Origin of the sequence: Gordoniibacillus kamchatkensis (assembly GCF_000829455.1) — a bacterium.
Lineage (GTDB): Bacteria > Bacillota > Bacilli > Paenibacillales > NBRC-103111 > Gordoniibacillus > Gordoniibacillus kamchatkensis.
The window spans coordinates 191883-207008 of record NZ_JXAK01000002.1; the positions used below are offsets into that span (position 1 = coordinate 191883).

Annotated in this window: 13 protein-coding genes and 3 pseudogenes; 10 read left to right on the forward strand and 6 right to left on the reverse strand. The window is 53.3% G+C overall.

Annotation, left to right across the window (positions count from 1 at the left end; all coding sequences use genetic code 11):
• Window positions 1-179 precede the first annotated feature (179 nt).
• From SD70_RS02085 to SD70_RS02105, 6 genes and pseudogenes are all read left to right on the forward strand, one after another.
• Window positions 180-1976, forward strand: a complete 1797-nt coding sequence (locus SD70_RS02085) for a sensor histidine kinase (RefSeq protein ID WP_041045116.1) — start codon at window positions 180-182, stop codon at window positions 1974-1976.
• A complete protein-coding gene (locus tag SD70_RS02090; protein WP_041045253.1) occupies window positions 1954-3507 on the forward strand; it encodes a response regulator in 1554 nt (517 codons plus the stop codon). Before SD70_RS02085 ends, SD70_RS02090 begins: the two co-directional genes overlap by 23 nt.
• 191 nt (window positions 3508-3698) lie before the next feature.
• Window positions 3699-4540: pseudogene (locus SD70_RS39635) on the forward strand (extracellular solute-binding protein).
• 23 nt (window positions 4541-4563) lie between these two features.
• Window positions 4564-5019 (forward strand): extracellular solute-binding protein, encoded by a 456-nt coding sequence (locus SD70_RS39640; RefSeq protein WP_331436709.1) that lies wholly within the window; start codon window positions 4564-4566, stop codon window positions 5017-5019.
• Between the two features lie 77 nt (window positions 5020-5096).
• Window positions 5097-5978, forward strand: a pseudogene (locus SD70_RS02100) (carbohydrate ABC transporter permease).
• A 24-nt stretch (window positions 5979-6002) separates the two neighbouring features.
• Complete coding sequence (locus SD70_RS02105) at window positions 6003-6854, forward strand: carbohydrate ABC transporter permease (protein ID WP_052486964.1); 852 nt, start codon at window positions 6003-6005, stop codon at window positions 6852-6854.
• A gap of 5 nt (window positions 6855-6859) precedes the next feature.
• Here SD70_RS02105 and SD70_RS02110 read toward each other — a convergent pair whose 3' ends face one another.
• The 3 genes and pseudogenes from SD70_RS02110 to SD70_RS35680 form a co-directional block, all read right to left on the reverse strand.
• Window positions 6860-7195 (reverse strand): helix-turn-helix transcriptional regulator, encoded by a 336-nt coding sequence (locus SD70_RS02110; protein ID WP_041045118.1) that lies wholly within the window; start codon window positions 7193-7195, stop codon window positions 6860-6862.
• Between the two features lie 223 nt (window positions 7196-7418).
• Window positions 7419-7658, reverse strand: a pseudogene (locus SD70_RS40140) (hypothetical protein); the annotation flags it as partial.
• The gene (locus tag SD70_RS35680) at window positions 7625-7876 is read right to left on the reverse strand and encodes a hypothetical protein (RefSeq protein ID WP_156157845.1); all 252 of its coding nucleotides are present in this window, start codon (window positions 7874-7876) and stop codon (window positions 7625-7627) included. The pseudogene SD70_RS40140 and the gene SD70_RS35680, both read right to left, overlap by 34 nt.
• Window positions 7877-7987: 111 nt before the next feature.
• On the opposite strand from SD70_RS35680, the gene SD70_RS02120 reads away from it, so the two are divergent.
• Window positions 7988-8695: a hypothetical protein gene (locus SD70_RS02120; RefSeq protein ID WP_041045122.1), complete on the forward strand. Its 708-nt coding sequence runs from the start codon at window positions 7988-7990 to the stop codon at window positions 8693-8695.
• A complete protein-coding gene (locus SD70_RS02125) occupies window positions 8656-9255 on the forward strand; it encodes a hypothetical protein (RefSeq protein WP_156157846.1) in 600 nt (199 codons plus the stop codon). The genes SD70_RS02120 and SD70_RS02125 overlap by 40 nt, the downstream gene beginning before the upstream one ends.
• Before the next feature lie 191 nt (window positions 9256-9446).
• Here SD70_RS02125 and SD70_RS02130 read toward each other — a convergent pair whose 3' ends face one another.
• Together SD70_RS02130 and SD70_RS02135 are read right to left on the reverse strand one after the other, a co-directional pair.
• Window positions 9447-9923 (reverse strand): GyrI-like domain-containing protein, encoded by a 477-nt coding sequence (locus SD70_RS02130; RefSeq protein WP_041045126.1) that lies wholly within the window; start codon window positions 9921-9923, stop codon window positions 9447-9449.
• A 21-nt stretch (window positions 9924-9944) separates the two neighbouring features.
• Entirely contained in the window at window positions 9945-10424 is a 480-nt protein-coding gene (locus SD70_RS02135) for a hypothetical protein (protein ID WP_041045130.1), read from the reverse strand.
• 168 nt (window positions 10425-10592) lie between these two features.
• On the opposite strand from SD70_RS02135, the gene SD70_RS02140 reads away from it, so the two are divergent.
• Window positions 10593-11567, forward strand: a complete 975-nt coding sequence (locus tag SD70_RS02140; protein WP_231570989.1) for a helix-turn-helix transcriptional regulator — start codon at window positions 10593-10595, stop codon at window positions 11565-11567.
• A 295-nt stretch (window positions 11568-11862) separates the two neighbouring features.
• A complete protein-coding gene (locus SD70_RS02145) occupies window positions 11863-12321 on the forward strand; it encodes an SDR family oxidoreductase (protein WP_231570990.1) in 459 nt (152 codons plus the stop codon).
• Between the two features lie 515 nt (window positions 12322-12836).
• On the opposite strand, the gene SD70_RS02150 is transcribed toward SD70_RS02145, so the two are convergent.
• On the reverse strand, window positions 12837-15098 hold the full coding sequence (locus SD70_RS02150) for an FAD-dependent oxidoreductase (RefSeq protein ID WP_041045259.1): 2262 nt from the start codon (window positions 15096-15098) through the stop codon (window positions 12837-12839).
• Window positions 15099-15126 lie beyond the last annotated feature (28 nt).

Here is a 15126-nt window from a genome sequence, read left to right on the forward strand (position 1 = left end):
ATATCCATTGAAAACGTTACCAAAATCACTTAAAATTCAATCACATACTACGTAACGGTAATAGTTCCGTTGCGGTCGGGATTTAACTATGCCTCGGGCATCAAATGAAAGCCTGGTCGAAGGTCGAACGATAGGGTTTACGCTTCTTTCCACTTGATATTGCTTGGGAGGGAGAAAAGATGCATGTGGCCAAACTTTTTTTAAAGCGCTTACATTCGATCTCCACTCAGCTGTTTCTCATTTTTTTCGTCAGCATGCTCGTCCCTATAGCGGTAGGGGGATATTTATCGTATAAAAAATCAACCTCCATCGTTGAAAAACAAGTGAGCGCCGTCGCACAGCAGACGATTAACCAATTGAGCGATAAGATCCATTTCATTACCAAAAAGTACGAGGATATTTCCATGATCCTGATGTACAGCCAAGCGATTCAAAAAGCGATCGAGCCCGACTCCCTCGATACGGAATATGACAAGGAGAAGCAGCGAACCGAAGCGCTCAGGCTCATTTCATCCATGATGACCAACTCTCCCGAGCTGCTGCATATTTACGTTTTTGACGATAAAAAGAAATATTCCGTATTCGATTCGACCATTGATCGTATCGACCATTGGCAAACCGGTTGGTACAAATCCATCCTGGAGGGTGACGGGCGCCCGGTTTGGTTCGGGGTGTCCAATAAATCTTATATCAGCGAGACCGATATGGGGATCCCTGTGTTCGCTATGGGACGCACATTGCGCAATGTGGAAACCGGCCGTGTGATCGGCGTCATCTTTATCGAAATCCGCGGCAGCATATTAGCGAAAGAGGTCAATGCGGTCAGATTTGCCCAAAAGGGGTTTGCATATATCGCAGACGCGAGCCATAAGTACGTGTACCATCCGAATAATATTTTTAACGGCGTTGCTTCCGATTTTCCGTTATACGATCAAATAGATAAATTCACTTACCGGGAAAACAGCTATCTCGAGATCCCTTCCGTCCTGGAAAACGGTTGGCGCGTGAACGGCATAGTTCCGGTTCAGGAACTCATCGGCGAGTCGCAGCAAATTCGAAGTATGACGATCACCATCGCGATCGTATCGATATTTTGGGCGCTTATCGTAGGTTTTTTTATTTCGAGGAAAATCAGCCTGCCGTTGATTCACTTGTGCAAGCTGATGAAACGCAGCGAAAGCGGCGATCTTAGCGCGCGCAGCCGGATGACCGGGAAAAACGAACTGGGTCAGCTGGGACTAAGCTTCAACAAGATGAACGAAAAGATTCAGGCGTTGATCAATCGTGTAGCTGAGAAGGAAGCCGAGAAGAAGAAGGCGGAAATACGCGCTTTGCGCTATCAAATCAATCCGCATTTTCTTTACAATACGCTGAATTCCATACGCTGGATGGCGAAGCTCGGAAAGACGCACGATGTCGCCAACGCGGTAACCAACCTTGTTTATTTGCTCGAATCCAGCATCGAAAGGAAAGGCTTATTCGTCCCCCTTGGGGAAGAGATCGAACTGCTGGAAAAGTACATGGTCATTCAGCAATATCGTTACAGCAACCAGCTGTCGATGAAAATCCATTGTCCCGAGCACTTGAAGCAGATTATGATTCCCAGAATGCTTCTGCAGCCCATCGTGGAAAATTCCATCTTTCACGGAATCGCGCCCAAAGAGGAGCCGGGGAATATCGATATCAGCATTATGGAGGATGGCTTCAATATCGTCGTTTACATCCATGACGACGGCATCGGCATCCCGAAGGAGAAGCTGCCCGAGCTGATGAAGATGAAGGAGAACGAATCCCGAACGCGAGGGATGACGAGAATCGGATTATCCCACGTAGACCAAACGTTGAAATTGTACTATGGAAAGGACGCCGGCGTCACGGTCCAATGTACTTCCGGGAAAGGAACGACCGTCAGGCTCGTTTTCGGCAAACAACAGAATGGGGAGGAATTCAGCCATGTTCAAAGTGTTGTTAGTTGATGACGAGGCGATGGCCCGTACGGGACTCCGCCATTTTTTCGATTGGGACTCGAGCGGCTTCAAGATCGTGGGGGAGGCGTCTAACGGCCAAAAGGCACTGCGCTGGATTGAGGATCAGGAGGTTGACATCCTGATTACGGACATTTCCATGCCGGTTATGGACGGTCTTGAGCTTACCCGCTGGACCAGAAAAGTTTCTCCCCAAACGAAAATCATACTGCTGAGCAGCTATAACGATTTTGAATTCGCGCGGGAAGGAATCCGCCTCGGGGCGTCCGATTACTTGCTCAAGCCTACTTTGGAAAATGAAAATCTGAGCCAGGCGCTGGAGAAGGTTACGCGCCAGGTTATCGAGGAACGGGAGAAAAACGGGATACTCGAGTTCCGCAGCAAACGTTTGTCCGAAGAAAGAACGCTGCTGAAATGGCTGGCGGGCGAAAGTGCAGCGGACGAAAATATCGTAACGCTCTCGGAAGTATGCCGTGTGGTCGTCTGCTCGCTGGATTCGAAACAGCAGATGAAAAAAGACGGGATTTACATGGAAATCATCATGGAAGAAGCCCAGAACATTTTTTACCGTATGTTCAAGCAAGGAGTGGCGGTACGCGGAGCTTTCGATCAGATCGTTTTGCTGCTGCCGCTGGACGAGAATAACAAGTTTATTTCTTTGTTGGAGAAATTCAAGCACGGCTTGCAGGAGCTCGGCGTTTCCTTTACTTTGGGGGTCAGTATGCCGCTGTCGCAGCCCGTTCATGTGCCGGAAGCTTATACGCAAGCGGTTCAAGCTGTCGAACGGGGATTTTTTCAGGAACTCGGAGCCATCTACTACTATTCTCCGGTACTGGAGCTTCGCACGATGCAATCGGCCGTCTACTTCAAAACGTTGAAGGACACGCTCAAAAGATACGTGAGCGACGGCTTTAGACATAAGGCGTACGATTGCCTGCAAGAAATCACGGGTCAATGGATGTACGGGCAAAGTACGGTCCGCGAGGTGATGCGGCAGGCGCAAGAACTCCTGTATCTGTTTCATGTTCTGAGTCCGGACACCTTTCAGCCGGTAGACAGGTTATGCACCCTCAATATGCTGGAAACCGCCGAGGAAGTGAAGGAGTGGATCTTCGGCATATTCGCCGAATTGTGGTGTGAGAAGAAGAACGCCCAGCAAGCAGAAGCGTGCTTCGGGGAAAACCGGATCCACCAGCGCGTGGTGGCCAAAGCGATTGAGTATATCCAGGCGCATTACGCTGAAGCCATATCTTTGCGCGATGTCGCCAAAACGGTGAACATGAGCAAAAATTATTTCAGCGAAGTGTTCAAAAAAGTAACGGGACAAAACTTTGTCGATTACTTGATACAACTGCGGCTCAACCGTTCGAAGGACTTGCTTCAGGATTCTGCGCTCAAAGTTTATGAAGTGGCGGAAATGTCCGGTTTCAGCGACGTCAAATACTTCAGCAAGCTGTTCAAGAAGGTCATGCAGATATCTCCCACAGACTACAGGGAGGAGTATTTTCGGAAAAATGGATAGATTTTTCCGAAACTGAGACCGGTTATTTTCACCAGCAAAGTTTCTTAACATAGTCCACTATTTTGGAATTAAGTGGGTTCTAAGATTCCCCCCGCTATTTGTAAAATAAAAGCGTTTCCAAAACTCCGTTTAGGGGGAATCGAAAGATGAAGGTTAAGAAGTTGGCTTCGGCAATACTGACGACTTCGCTCATGATCGTCCCGCTGCTTTCGGCTTGCGGCAGCGGCGACAGCTCCAGCGCCTCGGGTACCGCTGCGAACGACAAGAAGGATCAGGCCAATGCGAATATTTCGAACAATAAAAGCGGCGGCGAGAAAGTGAAGATCAAATGGGCCACTTGGGGAAATCCCGGCGAGCTCACCCGCTTCCAGGAATTCACCAAGGATTTCAACCAGAAGCATCCGAATATTGAGGCCGAGCTCATTCCGATCCCCGGCGAGTACGAGCAGAAAATTCTCACCCAACTGAGCGGCGGAACGGCGCCGGATGTGTTCTATGCCGGCGACGGTTCGATCGTGAAGTTCATCGAGAACGGCAGCATCGAAGAGCTCACTCCTTACTTCAAAGCCGGCAACGGAATTACGGCGGACGATTACTTCGAGGGGTTATGGGGGCAGCGAAGAAAGACGGTAAAATTTACGGCATTACCGTAGATTGCAACCCGATGGTTCTCTGGTATAACAAGAAGGTTCTGAAAGAGGCGGGCATCACCGAAGATCCGGCGACGCTGGCCGAGAACGGCCAATGGAATTGGCAAAAATTCCAGGATATGACGACCAAACTGCGCAGCGCAAAAAAATACGGGTACGTCCTTGACAACTGGTGGGGCCATTATTATAGCTGGATTACTTCCAATGCCGGGAACATTTATGACGATTCCGGCAAATTCATTGCCGATACGGACACGAAAGCGAAAGAAGCTTGGAAATATGTGTACGACAACGTCAAGGCGGGGAACTTCACGTTCGCAGGCACGCTGCCGAAAGGCCAGGGCGCGGACGCGATGTTCATGTCGAACCAGGTCGCTTCGTAGGCGCGGGCCGCTGGTACTTGCCGGTGTTCAAAGCCAACGCCAGTCTTGAGTTCGATATCGCCCCGTGGCCGACCAACACCGGTAAGAAGATGGAGCCGGCCGGCATTCCGACCGCTTACATCTCGATGAACAAGGCTACGAAAAACAAGGCGGCGGCTTGGGAGTTCATCCAGGCGTTCGTCAGCAAAGAAGGCCAAATCTTCCGTCTCCAGGGCGGCGGCAACGCGGTTCCGTCAACGAAAGGCGCAGACCAGGTCGTACTGGAAGGCAACCTTCCGGCTCACGCCAAAACATTCCTTGACGCTCGCGCCATCGGCTATGCGCTGACGCCGAAAGAAGCGGGCGTACCGGGACTGAGCAAAGTCATTACCGATTCGCTGGAAGCTCTCTGGCTGAAGGGCGGGACGCTTGAGGACGGCTTGAAGGATCTCGGCACTCAGGCCAACAAGAAAATTCAAGACGTCAAGTCGCAAAAATAACGATTTGCAAAAGGGGGAAGGATGCCGGAGACGGTACCCTTCCTTCCTCTTAAATCTCATGTTTGCGAAGGAAGGTGATGACGTTGAACAGAAGACGGTTGGATGTGTTTTGGGGCTACTTGTTCATTTTTCCCCAACTGGCCGGTTTGCTCGTATTTGCGCTCTTTCCGCTCGTCATGTCGCTCGCGCTTTCTACGATGAAGTGGGACGGATTCGGAAAGAAAACGTTCATCGGTATTCAAAATTTTGCTTATACGTTCACTGATCCTGACTTTTTGATGGCTCTGAAAAATACGTCGCTATATACCTCATTGTCGTGCCGGGATCGATCATACTGGGGATCCTGGTCGCCGTTGGCTTAAATAAAGTACGGGGCAAGCTCATATACCGGATATTCTACTACATGCCTTCCATCACAAGTTCCGTCGCCGTTTCAGTCGTGTTTTTGTGGATCTTTAACTCCGATTTCGGCTTAATCAACGTTTATCTGAAGCAATGGTTCGGGATTGACGGACCGAAATGGCTCACGGACACCCGAATCGTCATGCCTTCCATTGCGGTCCTCAGCATTTGGTGGGGAGTCGGCGGGAACATGATTTTGTTCCTGGCCGGCTTGCAGGGGATTTCCGCTTCGTACTACGAGCGCGCAGATTGACGGAGCGAGCAAGTGGCAGCAGTTCCGCAACGTAACGCTGCCTTTGCTGACGCCGACCACTTTCTTTGCCACGATTGTTTCGATTATCGGTTCCTTCCAAGTGTTCGACCAATCCTTCGTGTTGACCGGAGGAGGCCCGGCCAAGGCGAGCTATTCCATCGTCTATCATATTTATCAGCGGGCCTTTGTCGATTTTACGTTTGGCCGAAGCGCGGCAGCTGCGGTACTCCTGTTCCTGATCATTTTACTGCTGACCGTGATTCAATTGGGGGTAGGCCGGCGCTGGGTACATTACGAAGGATGATTATCGAGTGAAGGAGGAAACGGGATGGAGAGCACGACAGCAAAGAAATCGCCGAAGTTCGGACCTCAGTCTTTATTGCTTCACGCTATACTCGTTTGCGGCGCATTAATTATGACGATGCCGTTCATTTGGATGCTCTTAAGCTCCTTGAAGGACATCAGCCAAATTTTCCTGATACCGCCTAAATGGATCCCTCATCCGTTCGTATGGACAAACTACAAAAATTCGTGGAATTTTCTCCCTTTCTCCAGAGCGTACTTTAATAGTTTTTACATTAATGTGATCGTTGTGGCAGCGCAGCTTATTACATGTTCCATGGCCGCTTATGCGTTCGCAAAAGTGAGGTTTCCTTTGCGGGAACCGATTTTCGTCATGTTTTTGGCGACGATGATGGTCCCGGAACAAGTAACCATTATTCCGCTCTATTTGATGATGAAGTGGTTCGGATGGAACGATACCCATCTGCCGCTGATCGTACCGTCATCGCTAATTAATGCGTTTGGCGTGTTCCTGCTTAGACAATTCATTAAAAGCATTCCTAACGAGCTTGAAGAAGCGGCGATTGTAGATGGAGCGAACCGCTGGACGATCTATAGCCGGATTATTTTGCCGCTCATCAAACCGGCATTGTCCGCGCTCGGGATATTTACCTTTTTGGGTATGTGGAACTCTTTTTTCAAGCCGCTCATTTTCTTGAATTCCATCGACAAATTTACGGTGCCGATGATGCTGAACCAGTTCCGCGGCCAGTACACGACGGATTGGGCGCTGCTGATGGCGGCGTCGAGCATCGCCATCGTACCCGTACTGATTGTATATATTATCGGCCAGCGATACATTATCGAAGGCGTTACGCTAACGGGTATTAAAGGATAGCATCTCTACGACCGGTATAAAGGGTTGAGGTGGATGTAGGTGTTGATCGGGTAGTTTTCGTTGGCCGTGCCGTCGTATACGACGTGCTGCACGAGCGGATCGGCGAACTTTTTCCGGTAGGCGATGGCGGTCATGCCGAAGCTGGCGGCGAACGCTTTGGAAAAATAATGGTTTTCCGTGTAGCCGCATTGGGCGGCGATCTCCTTGACGGTAAGGGTGCTGTGGCGCAGCAAATAGGCGGCCCGTTCCAGCCGCAGCTGAATGATGATTTGGCGCAGCGGGACGCCGACGGAGCGCACGAACATTCGCGTCAAGTGCTCGTGCGAGATTTTGCAGTGCATCGCCACCTCCGCTACGGTAAGAGGTTCGGCCAGACGGGTGCGGATATACGATAACGCTTTGCTGACAATAAGTGGGTAAACGGGGCCGCCGGCGGCCCGTTGTATGTTCTCCGCCGTTTGCCGAAGACTCTGCGGCTCCCAGGCCCCGGTTGCACTCGTGCTCTAGCTCGCTCAGCAGCGCGGATAGCAGGACGCTGCAGTGGCGGTCGTTTTTGCCGGTATTGGCGGTTTCCAGCAAATGCCTGATCAGGGCCGCATGAAATCCACCGTCGCGGACCGGAATCCGGTTCACCCCGGGCGACTGCAGCAAAGTGGGCGCGTACGCTTCGCCGCCGCTGAAATGGAGAAATTGATGGCGGGTGGCGGCGCTGTCGCTGAACACGTAGCTATGCCTCGTACCCGCTCTGGTCACGATCCAGCATGGCTCGTTCAATGTATAAATTTGATCTTCACACCGGTACACCGTACCCTGAACACGTAGCTATGCCTCGTACCCGCTCTGGTCACGATCCAGCATGGCTCGTTCAATGTATAAATTTGATCTTCACACCGGTACACCGTACCCGTTCCGATCGGAAAATAAACGAGCTCATGCTCTTCCAAAATGCGCTCGTTCAGCTTCCAGTTCCGGCGAACTACGAAATCTCCGCAAAAGTGCAAGCAAGGCAGCCCACCCTCCATGACCGTCGCTCCCCACATCAAAAAATTACACCCTTTTCCTTCCTGTCTGTATTGTAAGCGATTTAAGCTTGCGTGAAAATAGGAGTATCGACGAGCTTAGGAGGAATGACGATGGCAATATCGTACGCAGGAATTTCGGATCCGCACCGGATCGGCGCATTCGGGGTGGAGGAGAACGCCAAGCGGCTGCAGCGCTTCCGGTACATTCACGAGCGGCTGCTGTTCGCCGGCGCGGCCCAGCTTCCTTCCCGCCACAATTGGGACGTCAAAGTCGCGATCGGCCGGCATCTGTACGAAGATGCGGAAGCGGCCGATCAGCTGCGCACGCGAATTCATCAGCTGCGGTCGCCGCTGCCCAGCGTCGGGCAGGAGCCCGACCCCGCGCTCGCGCTGCTGATGGATGAGCTGCTGCACGCCGCTTCCGATTCGGAATGGCTAGCGGGCGTGTATACCGTCATCAAACCGGGGCTGGCCAAAGCTTACCTGAGCCATATGAGCCGGACGCAGCAAGTCGTCGACCAGCCGACGGTCCGCTCATGCGGCAGCTGCTGCTCGATATTGAGGATCAGCTGGCATGGGGGAAAGAAGCTATCGAGCGGCTGCGCAGCGAGGGGAAATGGGATGAGACAGGGGCAGCCTCTTTCTGCGCGCTGCTTCGGTCCTGTATCGATGCGGCCGGCGGCATTGGCGGAGAAGCCGCCAAGACGGCAAAATTGCCCGTGCGCGTCCGTTCGTTCACGACTTACCAACTGCCCAAACAGTCGCAGCGCGACCCCGCTATGGGGGGCACGACGCTGTACCGCTCCAGCATGGGGATAAAGTTTGACGATCCGGTGCGGGAACGGCTCGTAAGCATGATGCGGGTGCGGCAGGAGGAGATGACGGCGGCGGAGCTGCTGGCGGCGGTCATCTGGCTGCAGAAAGGGATGCCGTGGACGTTTTACCGCGATTTGGCACGGCATCTGTGGGACGAAATCCGCCATGCGCTGTTCGGTCAAGCTGCGCTCGAGGCGGAAGGGTACGACTGGCATTCGCGGCCGCAATACACGTCCGATTACGACGTCAACATCGAAAAAATGCCCGGCACCCAGTATGCATGGCTGTCCATCGGCATCGAAGAAGGAGCGATGAAGCGTCCGGGCAAGGTCGGCGAGTTCGAGTTTTGCCGCGACGAGGCGAAGCATCCGCTCATGGCTCAATTCCAGGATTACGATTGGGCGGACGAAGTGACGCACGCCGCTTTCGGCCGCACATGGACGCCGGAGCTGTTCGGTGAAGATTTGGGCTACATCCGCGAAGTGGCGAAGCACGAGCTGGATCATTTCTGGGGCGAGGTGCGCAAAGCCCACGAGGTTGCGGCAGCGGAAGGGAAAGTGTAGGCGCGGGTGTTGCGGTTATAGCTAGTAAGGGAAAGGCCATCCCGCAAAGGATGGCCTTAAGATTTGCCGTTACAGCGCGGGGAACCCTACCACAAGTGAAGGCGAAAAGTAGTTTGCGGGCGACATCCACGGGAAATCCGTACATCAGGTTCGACGGCGAGTCCGGGGGAGTAATCCCCCGTCTTACCCTACTATTTTTTAACCACAGGAACCCAAAATTCGCCGTAGAAAGTGCCGTCACCGTTTTCTTTGCGATAAGTCGCATTTGGACCGCCGATGTAAGCATAGTCCGTGATTTGTGACAAGACTTCGCCAAAAGCACGGTAAGTCAACTGATCAAACAAAGTTTCCTTGTCGCCGGTTCCTGCGAGCACTATGTACTCGCTCTCTGGAAACTCGATGATGCGTGTTGCGTCAGCCACCGATTTGCTAGCTTCTACCGCGAAATAATTCCACGGTCTGCCTTGATAAACCTCGTTGACTGACCATTCGCGATCATCTTTTGCGGCCGCTTTGAGCTTATCAAAACGCCCGTCAGCTTTGAGTCCTCTCCAAAACTCTGCCTTTTCCTTTTGCAAAGCTGGCGCGTCTTGGAAATTGGATTGAATTGAAAAACCATAAGCGGTCAATGTAAATGATTTTTTGTGTTCAACGGTGTAATTTGCCATGGGTTGCTCCTTTGACTGAGATTAGCCTGCTACTTTTTTTGCACGAAGCCACATTTCGCCGTAGAATGTACCGTCTTCAGCTGCTTTGACGAAGGTTGAGTTACCAGGACCAACGTATTTGTAGTCTGTGATTTCTTGTAGCAGGCCCCCGAAAACTTTGCCTGTTATTTCGTCAGAAAGGCGGTCTTTGTCAGTGCCTGTGCCAGGCACCACGAGGTAGTCCCCAGCGAGGAAGTCGAGGACGACCGCGCCTTCCACGTCGTATGCACCCATCACGCCGAAGCCGCGCCAAGCCTTGCCGTCGAGGACGTAGTTAATTTGATATTCTTGCCCGTCAGCGAGCGCGAGAAGTTCGGCAAGCTTGCCGTTTTCAGTGATTTCAGCTTTTTTCGCTGCAGTTTTTGCTGCATTACCTGCCCAGTCGTTGTAGTCTTCAAGTGAAACACCGAAAGCAGTCATTTTGTAGTTTTCTGCGATTGTTTGGATGGAGTAGTTAGACATTTTGATCTCTCCTTAGTGGATTTATTTTTACAAGATTGATACTATTCGCTAAATGTATCAAAAAACGATACCTTTTCCCGGATATCAAAAAGTAATGCAAAAACAGAATCAAAATCAGTACTGATGCTACATTTCTGATACAATAAAATCATGAAAAAGACAGAACGAGTGAACCTGATCATGCGCTTCATCAATAACCGCGCGCATTTTACGATTGCAGAGATTCAGCGGGAGTTCAAGATTTCTCGCGCGACAGCGATCCGCGACATTAACGAGATTCAGGCGATGGGTTTTCCGCTGACGACCGAGCTTGGGCGCGGGGGTGGCTACAATGTCCTGCAAAATCAGTATCTGTCCGCCGTCCGTTTCACGCCAGAAGAACTTAAAGCGATATTTATCAGCTTTATTGCCTCGAAAAATTCGCAGCTGCCATATTTGCAAAATCGCCGCTCCATCACTGAAAAACTCATCGGCATCGCGTCGCAAACCCAGCACGACGAGCTGATCGAGCTGAATAATATTTTGCTTTTTGAAAATACAAATCCTGCTAATCCGAATCTTTTGGAACTCGATGATGCGGCGCCTGCGGAGTTGAACCAGTTGATTTCGCTAGCCGCGCGGGATAAGCACTTGCGCTTGACGTATGAGCCGAGTCCTGGCTGGCCGCAGTTGATGGACGTTTTTTTGATTCATATTTTAAACTCAAACGCTCGTTGGCTGGTCGAGGTTTATGATCTTGATACCGATGAGTTTCGTTATTTGCCGGTTGAGATGCTGCGGGATTCGGCAATTTCTGAGCAGAAGATGAGGCGGTCTGAGCAAGAGATTTTAAGCAAAAAACGGCTTGGTGCACGTGAGTCCAATTTGGTTGTAAAGCTGGATACGACTGGGATTCAGCGCTTTAAGCGCTTGCACCCGCCGGGGATTATTTTGTCCTTTACAGGGATGTTCCAGTCGAGTGGGATTTTCAATGTTCAACTGGATGTGACCGATGTTGAGGCGCTAGCGTATTATGCGGATTGGCTTTTGTTTTTGGGGAAAGGGGTCGAGTTTGAACGGATTCCTGATGAGCTGCGCTTGATTTTGGAAGAGCGGTTAAGGGGAAGTGCCGACACTTTAACAAAATACACGCTTGGCCAATAAATATCCGCAAAGGGAAATCTGTCTCCATGTTTTTGGAATTCCTGCCTTCTCCTATCCTGAGCGCCTATGTGGATAGCCTGCTGAATCCAGGGGGAATTAACCCCAAATAACTGGAAGGGGCATCCCTGGTCGTCGTGTCCAGTCAAAAAGAAAGAGCTGACCGTGCCGTTTCGCGTTTGCCCGAAGGTACCGAGGGGTATGCAGTTGATCTGACGAATGAGGAACAGGTTCGTCAATTTTTTTCAGCGAAATCGGGGAATTCGATCACTTGGTCTTTACTGCCGGCGATCCATTGATGGTCGAAAGTCTCGACGCCACCGACGTCTATACAGCGCGCCGATTGTTTAACGTGCGATACTGGGGAGCGTTTATGGCCGCCAAATACGGTAGCCGAAACATCAGACCGGGTGGTTCAATCACGTTGACTTCCGGCGTTGCCGGAGTTCGTCCGCAGAAGGGGTTTACTGTCGCAGCAAGCATATGCGGCGCTGTCGAGTCGCTCACCAGGGCGTTGGCCGTCGAGCTGAGTCCGCTTCGCGTCAACGCCGTTTGCTTCGGCCTTATGCGTACCGAGCTGTGGGACGGTATTCCTGAGGAACACCGGAACGCGATGTATGAAAATGCCGGGAAAGCGTTGCCGGTTGGGCGAGTCGGCGAACCGGAGGACGGTGCCGAGGCGTTTCTCTACTTCATGCGCGAGAAATATTCCACCGGTCAGATCGTTATCGTGGATGGCGGTTCTACTCTGGTTTAAGTTTCTCGCAGGATGAACGGCGAATGTAAGCCTCTTCCACCAAAACCCAATCGGAAGAGGCTTCAACGATTTTACTGGACTTTTCTCCTTAGCGTACGAACTCCGTGTTTTTGTTGTTTAAACGATACTTTGAGAGGCCACAAGGCCGCCGTGCGGTACACTTAGGCGCATTTTTCGCCGATAGGCCCGTTAAGCTGAACTTTCTGGTATAAACTGCTTACCAGGTGTGGGAAGTTACCCTATGCGAAATATCCCATTTCCTTGTAAATATACTCCCTAATACTAATCGAAATACGAGTTGCTTAAAAAAAAACCAAAGAACATGCCGACGAAGTAAGGAATGTGCAGTATCAAACAACTGGATCATGGAGTATTGTCTAGTGCTTGAGGCCATATAAACAGCATGGCCTTAATACTTGCCGTTACAGACAAGATATTGTTTTCATTGACGATGCCGAAGAAAATGTAAGGCGGCCCAGGACGTTATTTTCGTTCTGGGCCGCCGCCGCTTCCGGTCAATATACCCGCACTTGCACGATCTCGGCGCAGTCCCCGCCGTTGGTGCGTTCCACGACGATACGCAGCTTCGAGGCATGTACTTGCTGCTCCAGCCGGTGCACCCGCCTGCGCTTGCGGTTGTCCGTCTCGCGCAATAGCGTATGCCAGACGCCGCCGCTTTCCGCCTCGATGCGATAATCGCGAACGAGCTCGGGGATGATGTCGAACGGCGTCCGGTGATGATGCAGGTTGATCAAATCTTCATTGACGTCGTCGTTGAAAATCAGCTGAACTTCCCTAATAAGCACGGGGCCGTCCGCCCACGACAGTTCGAGGTACGCCTCCTGGCCGGACGCCAGCGGCTCCGATGCCCACAGATGCGGCTCGCCGTACGGGCGGGCGTAGCCGTCCACGGCTTTGCCGGGCGCGAACGCCTCCGTTTCCGGGTGCGCCCGGAAGCAGAATGGCCGTCGGACGAGCTGGCGCATGCTCCATTGCACGACCGGCTGCTCGATGTCGTGGTCCTCCAGCGACTGCGACACGAGCGGCCGCTTTCCTTTCACGAAGCTGAGCACGCCGGTTTGCGGCCGGCCCGAGACGTGCAGCGTTACCGATTCGTTCGCTTTGACGACGACGAAGGCGTTGCGGGCAGCCGAATCCGCAGCCGGCCGCCACGGGACGTCCACGCCGATCCATTGCCGCTCGCCGGCCGCAACCGGCGCACTGCCGCGCACCTCGAGCCGATGAGGCACATAGTTCTCGGCGCGGCCGGTGCTCCACACTTCGACTTCCAGCGTCGTATCGGATGCAGCGTCGACCAGCAGCTCCAGTCTTTGCAGCTCCGGTACCGCAGGCAGCAGCAGACCGACGTCGACATTCAACGGGAACGGATTGGCGGCCTGCTCGACGGCAAGCCAGCACAAGGTGCCGGACGCCGAGGCGGTCGCCGTTCGCGCCAGGTCGGAAGAGTCCCGGTTGCGCAGTCCGATGATCGAGGCGTCCTGGCGCAGCAGCGTCTGCTGCAGCTCCTCCAGCCGGCGCTCGGCAATTTCGCGTGGCGTGGCGCTATGCTGTACGGCGAGAGCCGCTCCTGTACCCGCAGCTTCGCCAATGACGGCGCACGTAGCCATGACCCGAGTCGTGCCGAAGGCGACGTGAGAAGCGCTAATGTCGCGGCCTGCGAACATCAGGTTGTCGACATTGACCGAATAGAGCGAGCGGAACGGAATGTGGTAAATGCCGTCGGCGTGCAAGTGCTTGGAGCCGCTCTCGGTCGAGTACATCCCTTGCGGCGGATGGAGATCGATCGACCAGCCGCCGAAGGCAATGCGGTCCTCGAATTCGCGCTGGGCGATAATGTCGTTCTGATTCAGCACGTAGTCGCCGACAAAGCGGCGGTATTCCCGCTTGCCCGGCATCGAGCCGACCCATTCCAGCGTCATGTTCGCCGCATCCGGGAACGCTCCGGAGTTTTTAATATAGTCCCAGATGCCGTATATGACCGACCACAGCTCGTCGCGGATGCGCTCGTTGTCGTGCACCGTATCCAGCTCCCCGCCCCACTCGATCCACCAGTAGTGGCACCCGTTGTCGCCGCTGCGGATGACGCGCTTCATCGGGATCGACGTCTTGGCGATGTCCTTGGCGAAGCAAGGCGGGACGTACTTGACCGGCTGTCCGGTATCCTTCGTGTAGAACAGCAGTGTGCTGCCGAGAGTGATGTCGTCGGCAACCTCCGGGGCCCAGCTCTCGCCGTATTCGCTGCGCGCTTCACGGCCCAGCCTGTATTTGGCTCCGGCCAGAAAGCCGACGAGCCCGTCTCCGGTGCAGTCGAGAAACACCGCGCTCTCGAACCGGATGCGCCGCTCCGAGCCCATCATCCAGCCGGTGACGGCGGTAATCGTGCGCCGCCCGGCGTCGCCGCCGGCTTCCACTTCATGCACGTCGGTGTTCAGAAACAGCCGGATGTTTGGCTCCGCCTTGACCGCCTCGAGCACCGTCAAATCCCATAAGTACGGATTCCCCTCCGGGTTCCGGTACTGATTTTCCACGAACAGCTCGCCCATAATGCCCGTTTCCCGCGCGTAGCGGTTCGTGCCGTGCGCCGTCGCGCCGCATACCCACACCCGCACCTCGCTGCTTGAGTTGCCGCCGAGCACCGGCCGGTTGTTGACGAGCGCGACGGTACAGCCTAACCTGGCCGCGGCGATCGCCGCGCAGACGCCGGCCAGCCCGCCGCCGACGACGGTGATGTCCGTCCGTACCGTTTCGTTCCTCATCGCCATCACACCTTCCTGGCATATCCGT